This is a genomic window from Mesorhizobium sp. M0923 (assembly GCF_040319365.1).
In the GTDB taxonomy this organism is placed as follows: Bacteria; Pseudomonadota; Alphaproteobacteria; order Rhizobiales; family Rhizobiaceae; genus Mesorhizobium.
In genome coordinates this window covers 207,276-222,984 of sequence record NZ_JAMYNW010000007.1, presented here as the reverse complement: position 1 = coordinate 222,984, position 15,709 = coordinate 207,276, and the positions used below count along the sequence as shown (strand labels likewise).

The 15,709-nt window shown below is 62.4% G+C and carries 16 protein-coding genes; 11 read left to right on the top strand and 5 right to left on the bottom strand.

Translation table 11 applies throughout. From position 1 onward, the window contains the following. Window positions 1-5: 5 nt before the first annotated feature. Window positions 6-947: a sugar ABC transporter substrate-binding protein gene (locus NKH89_RS14790; protein WP_023720299.1), complete on the bottom strand. Its 942-nt coding sequence runs from the start codon at window positions 945-947 to the stop codon at window positions 6-8. A gap of 158 nt (window positions 948-1,105) precedes the next feature. On the opposite strand from NKH89_RS14790, the gene NKH89_RS14785 reads away from it, so the two are divergent. Then, window positions 1,106-2,119: a LacI family DNA-binding transcriptional regulator gene (locus tag NKH89_RS14785; RefSeq protein ID WP_023720298.1), complete on the top strand. Its 1,014-nt coding sequence runs from the start codon at window positions 1,106-1,108 to the stop codon at window positions 2,117-2,119. Here the strand turns inward: NKH89_RS14785 and NKH89_RS14780 are convergent. Together NKH89_RS14780 and NKH89_RS14775 are read right to left on the bottom strand one after the other, a co-directional pair. Continuing rightward, complete coding sequence (locus tag NKH89_RS14780; protein ID WP_156948117.1) at window positions 2,062-2,370, bottom strand: ROK family protein; 309 nt, start codon at window positions 2,368-2,370, stop codon at window positions 2,062-2,064. The two genes, NKH89_RS14785 and NKH89_RS14780, sit on opposite strands and share 58 nt — an antisense overlap. 18 nt (window positions 2,371-2,388) lie before the next feature. After that, window positions 2,389-2,742, bottom strand: coding sequence for a winged helix-turn-helix transcriptional regulator (locus tag NKH89_RS14775; protein ID WP_023720297.1), 354 nt, complete (start codon window positions 2,740-2,742; stop codon window positions 2,389-2,391). 120 nt (window positions 2,743-2,862) lie between these two features. Here NKH89_RS14775 and NKH89_RS14770 point away from each other — a divergent pair, with 120 nt between their 5' ends. Together NKH89_RS14770 and NKH89_RS14765 are read left to right on the top strand one after the other, a co-directional pair. Beyond that, window positions 2,863-4,299, top strand: a complete 1,437-nt coding sequence (locus NKH89_RS14770) for an MFS transporter (RefSeq protein WP_352909207.1) — start codon at window positions 2,863-2,865, stop codon at window positions 4,297-4,299. 353 nt (window positions 4,300-4,652) lie between these two features. Further along, window positions 4,653-4,985 (top strand): antibiotic biosynthesis monooxygenase family protein, encoded by a 333-nt coding sequence (locus NKH89_RS14765; protein WP_352482021.1) that lies wholly within the window; start codon window positions 4,653-4,655, stop codon window positions 4,983-4,985. Window positions 4,986-5,199: 214 nt separating this feature from the next. Here the strand turns inward: NKH89_RS14765 and NKH89_RS14760 are convergent, their stop codons facing one another. Then, window positions 5,200-6,078, bottom strand: coding sequence for an NAD(P)-dependent oxidoreductase (locus NKH89_RS14760; RefSeq protein ID WP_352909206.1), 879 nt, complete (start codon window positions 6,076-6,078; stop codon window positions 5,200-5,202). A 139-nt stretch (window positions 6,079-6,217) separates the two neighbouring features. On the opposite strand from NKH89_RS14760, the gene NKH89_RS14755 reads away from it, so the two are divergent. Next, on the top strand, window positions 6,218-7,138 hold the full coding sequence (locus NKH89_RS14755) for a LysR substrate-binding domain-containing protein (protein WP_352858846.1): 921 nt from the start codon (window positions 6,218-6,220) through the stop codon (window positions 7,136-7,138). A gap of 294 nt (window positions 7,139-7,432) precedes the next feature. Here NKH89_RS14755 and NKH89_RS14750 read toward each other — a convergent pair whose 3' ends face one another. Next, the gene (locus tag NKH89_RS14750; protein ID WP_352590704.1) at window positions 7,433-8,629 is read right to left on the bottom strand and encodes an ROK family transcriptional regulator; all 1,197 of its coding nucleotides are present in this window, start codon (window positions 8,627-8,629) and stop codon (window positions 7,433-7,435) included. Window positions 8,630-8,772: 143 nt separating this feature from the next. On the opposite strand from NKH89_RS14750, the gene NKH89_RS14745 reads away from it, so the two are divergent. Genes NKH89_RS14745 through NKH89_RS14715 form a run of 7 tightly spaced genes read left to right on the top strand, consistent with a single transcriptional unit; the run spans window position 8,773 to window position 15,693 of the window. Next, entirely contained in the window at window positions 8,773-10,038 is a 1,266-nt protein-coding gene (locus NKH89_RS14745) for an ABC transporter substrate-binding protein (protein WP_352909203.1), read from the top strand. Window positions 10,039-10,095: 57 nt separating this feature from the next. After that, on the top strand, window positions 10,096-11,034 hold the full coding sequence (locus tag NKH89_RS14740; protein ID WP_352909202.1) for a carbohydrate ABC transporter permease: 939 nt from the start codon (window positions 10,096-10,098) through the stop codon (window positions 11,032-11,034). Beyond that, on the top strand, window positions 11,027-11,959 hold the full coding sequence (locus NKH89_RS14735) for a carbohydrate ABC transporter permease (RefSeq protein ID WP_352515696.1): 933 nt from the start codon (window positions 11,027-11,029) through the stop codon (window positions 11,957-11,959). Before NKH89_RS14740 ends, NKH89_RS14735 begins: the two co-directional genes overlap by 8 nt. Before the next feature lie 10 nt (window positions 11,960-11,969). After that, window positions 11,970-13,067: an ABC transporter ATP-binding protein gene (locus NKH89_RS14730; protein ID WP_023720288.1), complete on the top strand. Its 1,098-nt coding sequence runs from the start codon at window positions 11,970-11,972 to the stop codon at window positions 13,065-13,067. A gap of 4 nt (window positions 13,068-13,071) precedes the next feature. Next, window positions 13,072-13,845 carry an SDR family NAD(P)-dependent oxidoreductase gene (locus tag NKH89_RS14725; protein WP_023720287.1) on the top strand — a complete coding sequence of 258 codons (774 nt, stop codon included), beginning with the start codon at window positions 13,072-13,074 and terminating at the stop codon, window positions 13,843-13,845. A 37-nt stretch (window positions 13,846-13,882) separates the two neighbouring features. Then, the gene (locus NKH89_RS14720) at window positions 13,883-14,884 is read left to right on the top strand and encodes a sugar phosphate isomerase/epimerase family protein (protein ID WP_023720286.1); all 1,002 of its coding nucleotides are present in this window, start codon (window positions 13,883-13,885) and stop codon (window positions 14,882-14,884) included. Continuing rightward, entirely contained in the window at window positions 14,881-15,693 is an 813-nt protein-coding gene (locus tag NKH89_RS14715; RefSeq protein WP_023720285.1) for an SDR family NAD(P)-dependent oxidoreductase, read from the top strand. Before NKH89_RS14720 ends, NKH89_RS14715 begins: the two co-directional genes overlap by 4 nt. Window positions 15,694-15,709 lie beyond the last annotated feature (16 nt).

The window sequence follows — 15,709 nt, the reverse complement described above, 5'->3', positions numbered from 1 at the left end:
AAGTCCTACTTTATGGCTTCCGGATGGTCCTTGAGGAAGGCGTCGACGGTTTCCTTGGTCACCAGCACCGCCGGAACCTCGGCTGCCTTGGCTTGCCATGCGCCGCCTGCGTCCTTGATGTCCTTCAACATCTTGACCATGTTGTAGCCCTCGGTGAAGCTGTCCTGCCAGGCCGTGGCGGTCATGAAGCCATTCTTGATGTTCTCCAGCGCCTGGGCATTGCCGTTGATGCCGTAGACGAGAACGTCGTCGCGCCCCTGGGCGCGCAACGAGCCGATAGCGCCAATCGCCGGGTCGTCCCAGCATCCCCAGATCGCCAGGTTTTCCTTGCCGGCCGGATGCGACGCCAGCCACGCATTGGCGTACTGGGCGCCGTCCTCGAAATAGCCGGGAATACGCACCTCGTTCTTGGTGACGGTGATCTCGGGGTGTTTGGCGACGATCTCGTCCATGACGACTTCGCGGTTCCGGCAGACTTCGCCGGTCCGGTAGGTGAGCGCCAGTATCGAGCCCTTGCCGTCCATCTTCTTGACCATCAGATCCACGACCGGAATCGCCATCGGGCCGCCCGAGCCGTTGGTTGCGGCAACGGTCGAGCCGAGCCCGCCGCCCCAGGTCACCACAGGTATTCCAGCGTCGCCTGCGGCGGCCAGACCGGCGCCGATCGACGAATAGGGAAACACCATGTCGATGATCGCATCCGCCTTGAGCTGCGCGAAATTCTGGATCGCCGCGTTCGCCTGGTCGGCGCTGCCGGCGGCATCCACGACGTTGGTCTTCCAGCCAAGCTCGTCGGCGGCCTTCGTCGCGCCCTGGATGTAGCGGACATTGTTGGCCTCGGTGGCGCTTATCGACACAACGCCAAGAAGCGGCTTGTCCTGCGCGGCAGCGCTGGCCGTCGCCAGCGAGAGCGCTCCTGCGGCAATAATGCAAGCTAGATTTTTCATGGTGTTCCTCCCTTCGCCTAGTCTGCCGTCAGAGCCCCTTGATAGCAAACCGTTTCGCTAACGTCCTGCAAAACGCAGTCCAATGCAAGCATGAATCCGCTGGACACAGGGATAAATCTGAACCAAAGTTCAGCGAAACGATTAGCTATCGGGGCAAAATGGCCACCATCAAAGACGTCGCCAGAACGGCAGGCGTATCGACTGCGACGGTTTCGGCCGTCATGAACGATACGGCCTTTGTCAGTCCCGAGCTGAGGGCTCGCGTCGTCACCGCCATTCGCGAGCTGCGCTATGAACCGTCGCTGGCCGCCCGCAATCTGCGTCGCAACCGCAGCCAGCTGATCGCCCTTGCGGTGGCCGATCTCTCGAACCCGTTTTACGCACGCATCGTCTGGTCGGCCGAGGCAGCGGTCGCGGCATGGGGTTATTCACTCGTTCTCTTCAACAGCGATGAAAAGCCCGACACCGAACGGCGCATCCTGTCGCGGATTCGCACCCTCGGTTGCGACGGAATGGTTCTGGTTCCGGTGGGCGCCGCAAATCAATATCAGCCGCATGAGTTCGAAGGCATCGCGACCGTTCTTCTAGGTCGACCGATCGAAGGCAACAGCGCCGATACGGTGAGCATAGACAATCGGGCAGCCGGCAGGCAGGCGGTCGACTACCTGCTCGATCTGGGGCATCGCCGCATAGGTTCGGTCACCGGGCCGATGCAACTGTCGACCAGCAAGGGCAGGCTTGACGGCATGATCGACGCGATGGCCGCGCGGGGATTAACTCCGCAGCCTGGCCATGTCAGGTCCGGCGAATTTCGCGAGGAGGCCGCCTATTCGGTGGCCCGCGACATGATGGGTTCGCCCGACCGTCCCACGGCGATCTATGTCGCGAACGGCGTCATGGCGATCGGCGTGATGCGCGCCATTGCCGATCTCGGCTTGCGCTGTCCGCAAGACGTCTCGGTCGCCTCTACCGACACCGTCGCAGGCGCCGGAGGCCTGAAGCCGCGACTGACGAGAACGGAACATCCCATTGCCGACATGACCAACGAAGCGCTGCGCCTGCTCGTCGACCGCATCGAGGAAAGAGTGTCGGAGCCCGTGCGCAACATCGTTTTTCAGCCGGCACTGATCGTTGGCGAGAGCTGCGCGCCGCTGCGTAAGGATATCGGGTGACGGACCCGCAATGGTGCGGAACAACGAGCCTCAGAGCACCGCTGAAGCGAAGCCGGATCATCGAAGCCGGCCGTGCTGGACAATGGCCCGCCGACGCCCAGATCGACCTTGAGGAGCACGAAGTCGTCTTGGCCGACGGCCGCACCCCACATCAACTCCGCAATGGCCGAGCAGTTGCTCTCATTTTCGGCGAAGATCGGCTGTTCGAGGGTCGGCCCAAACAAGGTCGGAACGATACTCGCGCACAGCACACCGCCGCACCTAAGGCGCTACGCCTTGACCAGCGACATTGGTCGATCCCGTGTCAGTCGATCCGAATGCTTGAGACCCCAGTGCGCAAGCGGAGCAAGAGCGTCGTCCAGCTCCAGACCTAGGTCAGTCAACGAGTATGCGACGCGAGGCGGAACCTCCCCAAAATCGTGTCGGTCAAGGAGTCCGTCCGCCACCATCTCTCGCAAATGCTGGATGAGCATCTTCTCGCTCATGTCGGGAATAAGGCGACGCAACTCGCCAAACCGCCGCGGCTGCTTCCGGCAAAGCCAGAGGATCGTGCCTTTCCACTTGCCGCTGATCACAAGGAATGCCGGCCCCAGGCCGCAGGCTTCAGGTAAGTTCGTTGCCATCACATCGCTCCGATAGGGTACCTACAAAATAGTAGGTACTTGCCAAACCGGCGGTAAGTCAATCACCTTGCGCCTCCCTCGTGGCGTTATCGCGCCGCAGGCAAGCAAAAGGACTTTCCCATGGATATCCCATCCAAGAATTTTTCCGCCGCACCCGATCCACGACGCTGGATTGCATTGGCGGTACTTTGCGTAGCCTTCTTTATGGTTTGCCTTGACGGACAGATCGTCCTCCTCGCCTTACCCTCGATCGAGGCACAACTCGGTTTCACCCCATCCGCGGTGCAGTGGGTGATGAGCGCCTACATGCTGGCTCTGGGCGGGCTTCTTCTTCTCGGGGGTCGAGTATCGGATCTGTTGGGTCGGCGGCGCCTGTTTATGGCGAGCACAGCTGCTTTCCTTGTCGCCTCGCTGGCGTGCGGGCTTTCCGGCAATCCAGGATTTCTCATCGGTGCCCGGGTTGTTCAAGGAATTGCCGCTGCCGTATTGACCCCCAGCGCCCTATCGATCCTCATGACCACCTTCGAGGGAAATGAACGGAATCGAGCCCTGGGGCTATGGTCCGCGATGGGAGCCGGCGGGGCCACCGCCGCGCTGCTGGTGGGTGGACCGCTTGCCGATTGGCTCGGTTGGCGCTGGGTGTTCTTCATTAATGTCCCCATCTGCGCCATGATCCTGGGGCTCAGCCCGTTCACGCTGCGCGAGAGCCGTGCTATCGGCAGCCGCGGTGGCTTCGATCTCGGCGGCGCCGTGACGATTACCGCGGCGCTCGTGGCATTCGTACTGGCGATCACCGAGGTTCCCAGCGTTGGCTGGGCCCATCCGCAAACCCTGGGCCTGTTGGGTGCAACGCTCGGACTGCTCGGCGCATTCGTGTTGATCGAAAGGCGGGTGAATAACCCGCTTGTTCCCCTTGCCATCTTTCGGTCTCGCTCATTTGTCGGCGGGAACCTGACCATGCTCTTCGCCGGGGCGCTCGTATTCGGCATGGCACTTTTGGTGTCGCTTTATGCCCAGAAGGTCCTGGGTTACTCGCCGCTTGTCGTTGGCCTTGGCACGATGATCTATGCAATCCTGTCGATCGTCTCCTCAACACTGACGGGTAAATGGATCGGCCGGGCCGGGGCGCGTGCGATTGCCGTGATCGCCATGCTCTTGATGGGCGCTGGGTGCGCACTCTTCACCTTCATTGTTCCCGAAGGCACCTACCTCGCGCATCTGCTTCCGGGCTTGATCGCCTTCGGGCCTGGTATCGGAATGGCTGCCGTTGCCGGTTCCGTTGCAGCTCTCTCGAAGGTCAAGGAAGCCGACGCAGGCCTCGCGTCCGGGATAAACAGCGCGATGTTCCAGATTGGCGCTGCTCTGGGGGTAGCTATCACCGCCACCGTCGCTGTCTCGATGACGGGGACGTCGGATACCCCCGCAGCACTGACCGCAGGGTATGCGGCGGGCTTTCGGGCCTGTGTGATCATCGCCGCCACCGGTGCAACGCTTGCGCTGCTCCTTCTTTCGCGGGACAGAACGCCGGCCCCTGCGCCGGTGCACGTCGGGGTATGAGGAATTGGGGAGCCGCCGTCGCGGCTCCCCTACCAGATGCGCAAACGCGAGGCGGCACAGCCTGCGACGGGCCATATGGGTTGCATCATACAAGTCAATATGTAGGCTGTGCCGATGCTTAGACGCGTCTACGAAACCAGAACTGCTCAGCAGCGCGCGCCCCGGCCCGATCGAGTTCCGCGACGCCTTGGGCCGACAGCGAATCGAGTTGTAGTTGCCCCGCGTCGACGACGATACGCTGGCTGACGTCGCCGACGTGGTTGCCCAGCCTGGCTCAGCGCGGCCAGAGTTGTGCATTAGATATTTGAGGTCCACATGCCGCTGCTTGGCGGCAACGCATCGAGGAGAGCAAGATGGTTATTCGTCAATGGCGCGCTCGCGCCGCGGCGTCCAATCCGCACGGTTATCCCAACCACTTCAGAACCAGTGTCCTTCCGGCATTGCTCCAGACGGCCGGATTTCTCGGAGCGCAGTTGAGCGTGCGCAAAGTTGATGCCGAAATCGAATTTCAGGTGCAGACCCGGTGGCAATCGATGGAGGCCATCGGCAGATTTGCCGGGTCAGATGTCGAAAAGGCGGTCGTCGAACCGGGCGCTGTCGCCGAGCTGCTCTCCTTCGATCCGCGTGTATGCCACTACGACGTCATTGAGGACGCAGGGAAGTCGTCCGGATCAAGCGGAGCCTGACCGAGTGTTCCAGCCATCATCCCGTGCAAAACTCGAATTCCAGCCGACCGCCGGGAGTGTATCCCGCATCGCCGCGCGAGGAGAGGATGACGAACCGCTTGCCGGCGGGCAGCGAACCCCGAAGCTGGGTTCATTTTGGACGCTGGTGCACCGCCTCCCCGGGAGGCCGAGAATGTCGGCAGCGGCGAGGGATATGGCGCCATCCACGACGGCTTCACCCGCCTTTCCCGCTCTTTCGCCGGATCAGCTCGAAAACACCTGAAATATCCTCATCTCCGAATCCGCCTCCCACCCGTTTGCGGAACAGGTCCAGCATGGGGTCGAGCAGATCGGTGGCGACGCCCTGCTCCCGGGTAGCTGTGAGGATGTTGTCCAGTGAGGCGGCCTGCATCCCGAGGTTCGACACCACATTCACGCCATGCCTGCCGCTGTCGATCTTCTCCGCATATCCCGGCAGCTCGCCCATCATCGCGGTCATCCATGGGCCAAGGAGCTTGAGGAAAGCGCCCGCGCCAATGCCTTCGGAATCTACGAGCGCGGTAGCGTGGAAGAAGCCGGCGAAAAGGCCATACATGCCGCTAAGAAGGGCCAAGTCGTGCAGCGATGCCAGCCCGGCATCCCCGCCGAGATAGTTCGCGGCGCCAAGCGCCTCGAGCGTTCGGGCGTACGCATCGAAGGCCGCTTTGGAGCCGCTGTAGAGGATAAGCGCATGTTCGCCGCCGATCATCGGAGGCGTCGCCATGATGCCGCCGTCGAGATAGGCGGCGCCCAGCTTGGCAATCCGCTCGGCCGTGGCGCGCGCCTGTGCCGGCGTGCCGTTGGTCAGATTGACCAGCGAACGCCCGGAGAGCGCCGATGCCGCATCATCGATCACCGAATCCGACGCGGCATAGTCCAGCACGCACATCACGGTGACGTCGCTTGCGGCGGTCGCGTCGGCGGCGGACTTCACCTCGCGCGCGCCTTTGGCAAGCAGTGATGCGGCCTTGCCGGGCGTGCGGTTCCAGACCGTGACCGTGTGGCCCTGCGAAAGAAATCGGGCGGTCAGCGCCTGCCCCATAGCCCCGAGGCCGAGGATCGAGATATTGGCCATGTACGTGCGTCCTTCTACGTTCCGAATTGCAGCCCCGCCCCACGGCGGCGGCTACAAAGAGATGCAATATTGGACGCAGAAGCAGTAGTGGGTTATCTGTAGACCTATCGTCCACATTTAGGAACGATGAGAGCTCCGGATGCTGAATCTCAACGACCTCCTCGTTTTCGTTCAAGTAGTTGATCATGGCGGCTTCGCTGCGGCGGGGCGTGCCCTGGGCATCCCCAAGTCCACTCTCAGCAAGCGGCTCTCCGAGCTGGAAAAGGCGATTGGCGTGCGTCTGGTCCAGCGGACCTCGCGCAGCTTCACCGTGACCGAGATCGGCCGAGATTTTCATCGTCATGCCGCCGCCATGCTGATCGAAGCGGAGGCGGCCGAGCATGTGATCAAGGGTCGCCTTGCGGAACCGAGCGGAACGGTGCGGATCACGGCATCGCTGCCGATCGCCCAGTTCCGTCTAGCGCCGATCCTCCCGCGTCTCGCAGCGAGCTATCCGAAGGTCCGCATCATGCTCGACGTCTCCGACAGGTTCGTGGACATCGTGCAGGAAGGTTTCGACATCGCCATCCGCAACCACTTCGCCCCGTTGCCGGATACCGAACTCGTGCAACGTCGCATCGATTACGACCCCGCCTGGCTCGTCGCCTCGCTCGACTATATTCGGAAGAACGGCATGCCTTCTCGACCCGAGGAAGCGAACGGGCTCGATGGGATTATGGCATCGTCGTCGGAGAGGGTCTGGACGCTTCACGATGGGCAAGGCGTCGTTGCGGAGGTCACGCCATCTCCGCGCTATATCGCCAACGAAACCGTCTCCTTGCGGGAAGCCGCGAGGGCCGGGCTCGGCGTGGCTTGCCTGGCGGGCAGCTTCTGTGCGCCGCTGATCGAGTCCGGCGCGCTTGTCCGCATCTTACCGGACTGGACAGCGCGTGGCGTGGCGACGACTCTGCTGATGCCGCATCGTCGCGGGCAGCTCCCCTCCGTTAGGGTCGTTGCCGACCATCTGATCGCTGAACTCTCGCAACGGCCACAAGGTGCAGACCCAATCAATGCAGACTGATAGTCCTTGGGCGGGTACGTTGGAATCCTGGGCCGATCGCTGGGGCGTCGTGGGCGCCGAAGTGTGATGTCCGCTTACGTGCGACCAGACCCCAAATGTCGCAAAATGAGGGCCGAGCCGTCATCGCCTCAAAGGATTCGAACTCAATCAGTCGCCGCCCCTGCTAGGCTGGCGTGCTCTGGCCGGCGCGTGCGCCGTAGGCGGCGGCAAATGGCGGTGTTTGGTGCACCCGAAGGGATTCGAACCCATGACCTCTGCCTTCGTACGGCAAGGTTTACCTGGAACGTAGCCATATCATCGCAGTCGGCTGTTGTGGCGCAGCACGAGGCCGACCGCGCCGAGCAATGCATCGTTCTCCGTGTGCTTGCCAACGATTATCCGCGTGCGCAGCGCGGGCGCCACATCGCGGGACTTGATGAGCGTGTGGCGTTCATATGACGCGATCAGTGGCGCCAGGAGAATGTCGCCCGCCAAGGCCATGCGGCCGCCGATGATAATGAGCGGCGGATTGAGCACCGAACCGATCAAGCCGAGCCCACGTCCGGCGAACTCGGCGGTGTCCTCGATCATCCGCAGCGCCCTTACGTCGCCCTGCTCGGCCATCATGATCACGTCGTCCATCGTGACCGGCCGCCGCACGATGCGCGAAATCTGCTCGAGCGGCCGGGCAAAGCTGGCATAGAGCTCCAGGCATCCGCGATTGCCGCACCGGCAAAGGTCACCGCTGGGATCGATGCTGATATGCCCGAATTCGCCGGCGCCGCCGGCGATGCCGCTCACCAGCCGGCCATGCTGGACAATGGCCCCGCCGACGCCCAGATCGACCTTGAAGAGCACGAAGTCGTCTTGGCCGACGGCCGCACCCCACATCAACTCCGCAATGGCCGAGCAGTTGCTCTCATTATCGGCGAAGATCGGCTGTTCGAGGGTCGGCCCAAACACATCGCGGATGTTGACCCCGGCCCAGGTCGGAACGATACTCGCGCGCAGCACCACTCCTTCGCGGCTGACTGGGCCCGAGACGGAGACCCCAACCCCCAGGAGCCCCGCCATCGGCAGACCGTTCTCTTCATAGCATCGGGCAATTACTGACTTGGCGAGCTGCGCCGCCTGCTGCGGCTGGTAGTCCAGGCCCATGGGGATAGTTTGTTCGACAATGAAAGAATGCGAGACGTCGGCGACGACGCATCGCATTTCGTCGAGGCCCAGATGGATGCCGACGCAGGTGCCCGCAGCGGGATTAAGCGTCAATGCCGTGGCAGGCCTGCCGATACCCCTGGCCGCGTCATGATGGGCCGAGGATTCGATCACCATCCCCGATTTTCTCAAGCCATTGAGCGCGGTTGAAACCGTCGACCGCGCCAAACCGGTAATGCGGGTAATTTGCGACGCAGAAAGGACGCCGCGCTCACGCAGGCATCGGACGATCAGGCTCTCCGGCGACGCGGACGGCCTGTCGATCAGCCAATTTCTAAGCGAAGGTTTGTTCATGATGAGCACAAAGGACGTTGACTGATAGCCCAAATATGTCATCTTGGAAAGAACGGAGATTACTGCATCTCACCGGCCACGACCTCAAATCGCGGGCCACAAGCGGTCGATACGAACCGTGCATCACATATGGGAGTGAAACGATGAAATATCTGAGGACGGCCTTTGCGGCCGCTACCGCCTTCACCTTGCTTACCGGAGCAGCACTCGCGGAGCCCAAGACCAACCTCTTGCACCAATGGGCGACCGGATCGGACGCCCAGGCTATCGCCAAGCTCGGCGAGATGTTTACCGCCAAGGGTGGCACCTGGCAGCAGACCTCCATCGCCGGCCATACAGCCAACACATTGGCCAAACTGCGTGCCGATGTGATCGCCGGCAACGCACCTCCCGCTGTACAGCTCAAAGGCCCCGAGATCGCCGAATGGAACGAGACGGGCATGACAGCTAATCTCGACGACCTGGCGAAGGCGGAAAATTGGGAGAAGGTCGTCGCTCCCGAATTGCTGCCGGTGATGAAGCCGACGGGGAATTGGGTGGCGGCGCCGATGAACATCCACCGCATCAACTGGCTGTGGGCATCGCCAAAGGTCATGAAGGATGCGGGCGTCACCGAGATGCCGAAGACATGGGCGGAATTCAACGCCGCCTGCGACAAGATCGTGGCCAGCGGCAAGATCTGCATTTCGCACTCGACCGCCGACTGGACCGACTCGACCGTTTTCGAAGTTGTCGTGTACGGTCAGAACCTCGATCTGTACAAGAAGGCTTTCGTCGAGGGCGACGTCGAGGCGATGCGCAGCGACGGCATGGTCAAGGCCTTCGAGCAGTTCCGCACCATGACCTCGAAGTACATGGATCCCGGCATGAACGGACGCGACTGGGATACCATGTCGCATCTGGTCGGCCGCGGCGAGGCCGCCTTCCACATCATGGGCGACTGGACGATCGGCCTGCTGACGGCTGGCGGCTTCAAGGAGGGCGCCGACTATGTCTGTGCCCAGGCGCCGACCGATTGGGGCAAGCCCGGCTTCATCCTGAATTCAGACTCGGTCGTGTTCTTCAAGCAGAAGGACCCGGACTACATCGAGGGACAGAAGCTGCTTGCCAGCATCATCCTGTCACCCGAGTTCCAGACCATTTTCAATCAGACCAAAGGCTCCATCCCGGCCCGCCTCGACGTCGATCTTTCGAACGGCTTCAATCACTGCCAGCAACTCTCGCAAAAGGATCTGCAAGCCTCGATCGCCGCCGGCACGCTCGTCCGTTCGATGGCGCACAACATGACGGTTCCGCAAAAAGTCCGCGGCGCAATGATGGATACCATCACCGAGTTTGTGTCGACGCCGGATATGAGTGCGCAGGACGCGGCCAATGCCATGGCGGATGCGGCAGAAGCGCAGAAGTGAAGCTGCCGATGATGGCCGGGGGCGAAGCGCCCGGCCAGACCTCGCCGGAGCAGCCCGATGTCCACCCATGACCTGATTGTGCCAGGAGCAGCCGCCACGACCCGGCCGTGGCGCGAGCGCCTCGGCACGATGGTGCCCATTCTGGTGCTGGCGCCGTCGATAGCGGCGAGCTTCGTCTATGTTTTCGTCTTCACGCTCTGGACGCTCTACATCTCGCTGTCCAATTCGTCGCTGTTGCCGACCTATGGGTTCGTCGGCCTCGACAATTACGCTTCGCTCTGGGCAAACCGGCGCTGGAACATCGCCTATACGAATCTCTTCCTGTTCAGCGGCTTCTATATCGTTGGCTCGATGGCGGTTGGCCTGCTGCTCGCGATCGCGATCGACCAGCGCGTCCGCGGCGAGGCGGTTTGGCGCACTATCTTCCTCTATCCGTTGGCGGTGTCCTTCATCGTCACCGGTACGGTGTGGAGCTGGCTCTATAACCCTGTCGACGGTATCCAGGCCTTCGTTCGCGGGCTTGGCTGGACCGACTTCAGCTTCGCCCTGACGGCCAACCGCAACACGGCGGTCTATGCGGTGATCATAACCGGTATCTGGCAGTCGTCCGGCTTCGCGATGGCACTTTTCCTGGCCGGTCTGCGGTCGGTCGATCCGGATCTCGTCAAAGCCGCGCAAATCGACGGCGCGTCGGTTTTCCGGACCTATCGCAGGGTCATCCTGCCCACCATCGCCCCGATATTCCTGGCGGTGGCGGTCATTCAGATACAATTCGCCATCAAGACCTTCGACCTGGTGGCGGCGTTGACGCGGGGTGGGCCAGGCGTGTCCACCACCTTCCCCGCCATCTATGTCTACGACCTGATGTTCCAGCGCGGGCAAATCGGCGAGGGTGCCGCCGCGGCGATGATGATGCTCGCGGCAGTCGCGGTGGTGCTGGTGCCGTACTCGTTGTGGATCGTCTGGCGCCGGCGGGCGGAGGGCCGCAATGGCTGAAATTGCCCCCAATGCCAGCTTTGACCCGGCCCGCCCCAATCCGACCGGCTTTGATCCGGAAGCTGCCGCAGCCACGCGCCGGCATTTCTGGAGCCGCTTCCTTGTCTATGCCGTGCTGGCGCTTTTCGCGATGGTCTATCTCGTGCCGTTGCTGGTGGTGATCTTCAACTCATTGCGCGAGCAGTCGGAGATTGCCCGCAACGGCCTCATCTCCGTACCTCGCAGCTTCCGGTTCGATGCGTGGGCGCAGGCCTGGGGATCCTACTGTGTCAGCGGTACCTGCGAGGGCATGAAGCGCAATTTCTTCAACTCGCTGGCGATGACGATCCCCGCCACAATCATCTCGACCATTCTCGGCGCCATGAACGGCTACATCCTCTCCAAATGGCGCTTCAGGGGTTCCGAACTGACCTTCAATCTGATGCTGCTCGGCGTATTCATGCCCGGCCAGATTTCGCTGATGCCGTGGGCGTTCCTGCTCGGCAAGCTCGGCCTGACCAATTCCACATATGGGCTGGTGTTGATCCACGTCGTCCAGGGCATCTCGTTCACCACCCTGTTCTGCCGCAATTTCTACGTCAGCATACCGGACGACCTTATCAAGGCGGCGCGCATTGACGGCGCCGGCTTCTGGCGAATCTTCCGCAAGATCATCCTGCCCCTGTCGCCGCCCATTCTGATTGTCACCGTCATCTGGCAGTTCACCGGCATCTGGAACGAGTATCTGTTCGGCGTCGTCTTCACGTCGGGCCAGCAGCAGCCGATTACGGCGGCGTTGGTCGCGCTCACGGCCGGCGGCACGACCGCACGTGCTTACGATGTGATGAGCGCAGCCGTGCTGATCGGCGCGTTGCCACCGCTGCTGATCTATCTGTTCGGTGGCAAATACTTCGTGCGCGGCCTCACGCAGGGCGCCATCAAATGAGGCGTCGCCCATGTCCGCGTTGATGATCCGCAACCTTCACAAGAGCTACGGCTCGCTCGAGATTCTTTCCGGCATCAATCTCGAGGCTAAGACCGGAGAATTCGTCGCGCTTGTCGGTCCGTCGGGTTGCGGCAAGTCAACCTTGCTCGCCATGATTGCCGGCCTGGAAACCGTCACGTCGGGAGAGATTTGGATCGGCGACCGGCTGGTGAACTCGGTGCAACCCAAGGACCGCGACATTGCGATGGTGTTCCAGTCATACGCCCTCTATCCCACGATGACGGTGCGCCAGAACATCACCTTCGGCATGGAAAGCCGCGGCGTGCCCAAAGCGGTGCAAGCGGAAGCTGTCCAGCGCGTTGCCGCACTCCTGCAGATCGAACAGCTGCTTAAACGCAAGCCTGGCCAGCTCTCGGGCGGCCAGCGGCAGCGCGTTGCGATGGGGCGTGCCCTCGTCCGCGACCCGAAGCTGTTTTTGTTCGACGAGCCCCTGTCCAATCTCGACGCCAAGCTGCGCGTCGACATGCGTACCGAAATCAAGAAGCTCCACCATCGCGTCGGCAAGACCACGGTGTATGTCACCCACGATCAGGTCGAGGCGATGACGCTTGCATCCCGCATTGCGGTGATGAACCAGGGCTCGGTACAGCAGTTCGACACGCCGAAGCGGATCTACGACCGGCCGACAAACATGTTCGTTGCCGGTTTCATGGGATCGCCGGCGATGAATTTCATCCCGGCGCGGCTTACCGGCTCGACCAGCATCTCGGTACGCGCCGCTGACGGCAGCGACGCCAGCCTTGCCCTTGCTGCGCCGATGCCCGCCGGTGCGCCAAAGGACGTCGTGCTCGGTATCCGGCCGGAACACATCTACCGTTTCACGACCGACCTGAAGTCGCGCAAACCTGCTGTGGCGTCCATGCAGGCGCCCGTCGAGCTGGTCGAGCCGACCGGGGCCGAGACGCTTGCCGTGCTCAGGCTGGGTGACCTGGAGATCACCGGCCGCTTCGAGCCGGACGACGCTCCCGTCATGGGCGAGACGATAACGCTGGGCATCGATATGTCGCGCGCCTGCCTGTTCGATCCAACAACCAAGGCGCTTCTGTAATTTGATGTCCGTACAATTCGCAACCTATCCGAGCTTGGCCGATCGGGTCGTGCTGATCTCCGGCGGCGCCTCCGGCATCGGCGCCGATATGGTCCGCGCCTTCGCCTCGAATGGCGCCCGGGTAGCCTTTCTCGATGTGCAGGACGAACCAGCGGAGGCGTTGCTGCGCGAGCTCGGCGGTGCCGCCGGGCGGGCTCCCTTATATCTCCATTGCGACGTGACCGACGTCGATGCGTTAAAGGCGTCGGTAGAAGGCGTGCGCGCGCGGCTTGGTCCGGTCGCCGTCCTGGTGAATAACGCTGCCAATGATCAGCGCCATCCCATCGACGCAGTGACGGCCGAATATTGGGACCGCAGCTTCGACATCAATCTCCGGCATCACTTCTTCGCCGCTCAAGCTGTGCATCCGCATATGCAGGAACTCGGCTTCGGCTCGATCATAAACTTCTCCTCCATTGCCTGGCGTTTCGGAGCGGACCAGATGGTGGCCTACGCCACCGCCAAAGGGGCTGTGGTGGCGCTGACGCGTGCGTTGGCGCGGTCGTTCGGACCCGACAACATCCGCGTCAATGCAGTCGAACCCGGCGCCGTCATGACCGAGCGGCAGCGCGAGCTGTGGTTCAAGACGCAGGAGGCAGTCGACCAGACGGTGCAGCGGCAATTGATCCGTCGCGTCCTCCTGGGCGAGGAGATTGCACGGACCGTGCTCTTCCTGGCAGCGGATGACAGCCGCATGATCACGAAGCAGTCCATCACCGTCGATGCCGGCCTGCGCTAGTGACCCCTCTCCGCCCTCCATTGGAACCGCCAAGCTGATGCTTCGTCTCGGCCTCAACCCCTACGGACTGACCTACTATCTCGGACTGCAGGGCCGTGGCACGCCGCGGCACAATCCGGACGGCGTGGGACTGGAAGGCTTCATCGCGCTGGCGCAGGAACTGGGCGCACGCACGCTCGAGATCTACGAACCCTGGTTGACCGACTTGCCGGATGCCGAAATCGTCGCGCTGCGCAAGCGTATGAGTGCGCTCGATATTGTCCCCGTGGTGAGCGGCGGGCTGCTGGTGGCAGGTCCGCTGGACAACGCATTTCGGGCTGCGCGCCTGCTCGAGGCGACGACGATCCGTATCGCACTGACGCCTGTCCTGTGCGGCGACCGCAACGCCTGGGGCCGGAAATGGAGTGAGTTCAATACGACGATCCGCGCTGCGTTGACAGATTGGGGACCGCGTGCGGCGGCCGAGGGCCGGGTACTCGGCATCGAGAACCATCAGGACTTCGGCAGCGACGAACTGGTCGCGTTCTGCGAGCTCGGCGGACCGGGCGTCGGCATCACCTACGATACCGGCAACACTTTTCCTGTCGGCGAGGCGCCGCTTGCCTTCACGCAGCGGATCGCACCCTATGTCCGCCACGTTCACCTCAAGGACTATCGCGTGCAGTTCACGGATGAGGGCTACCGTCTGGTCCGCTGCGCGATCGGCGACGGCGCCGTGCCTTTTGGCGAACTGGCAGCCATCCTTGGCGAGCACCACGACACGCTGACGGCGGTGCTCGAACCGGGCGCGCTGGAGGCCCGTCACGTTCGCTGTCTCACGGACGACTGGTGGAACGGATATGCGCCGAAGACCGCACGCGAGTTCGCGGCCTGCCTGAGTGCTGCGCGCGCGAACCGTCTTGCGGACGACGCCGACTACCGCACGCCATGGGAGCGCGACAATGACGGCGCGCTCGTTTCGTATGAGCTCGACATGATCCGCCGCAGCGCCGCCAATATGAAGAAGTTCGGTTTCATTGCAATGGAGAGATCAGCATGACCACCCGAGACCTCAGCGGCCTGACCGCCTTCGTCACCGGCTCGGGACGCGGCCTCGGCCGCGTGATGGCCGACCGCTTGGCCGAACTTGGCGCAAACGTCGCGGTCCACGACCTCGATTGGGCCCGGCCATCTCAATATGGTGAATTCGCGGACCTCGGCGACTCTGCCCGGGGCTTGGAGAAGCATGGGACACGGGTGACCGCGGTCACCGGCAATATAGGCGACAAGCAAGCTGTCGCCGAAATGAAGAGGAAGATCGAGGCGGACCTCGGCGACGTGCACATTCTGGTCAACTGCGCCGGCGGCGACATCGGCGCCAAGGGCGTAAAGCCCAGTCCCAACAACGCACTCGACATCGACTACGACGACATCAAGGTTCTAACCGAGAACAATCTCATCGGCACGATGTTGGTTTGCCAGGCGTTCGTTCCGCCGATGGTCAAGCGGGGCTCGGGCTCGGTGATCAACATCGCCTCGGCGGCAGCGCATATCGGCTGCTCACCCGAGGTGGTCTACTCAACGCTTAAGGCGGCCGTCGTCCATTATACGCGCTGCCTCGCCAAGGAATTGATCGACGATGGCGTACGCGTCAATGCGGTAAGCCCTGGCGCCACCAAGACGGCACGGTTCCAGGCGAGTCGCGTGGTCGATCCGCAGCGCATGGATTCGAGCAAGAAATCGCTGAACCGGTATGCGGAGCCTGAAGAGATCGCCGAAGCGGTGGCCTTCCTCGCCGGTCCGCGCGCGCGCTTCATCAACGGGCAGGTAATCCGTGTCGATGGCGGTTTCACAATCTTTCCAGGTTAAGCCGCAACCATTGCCG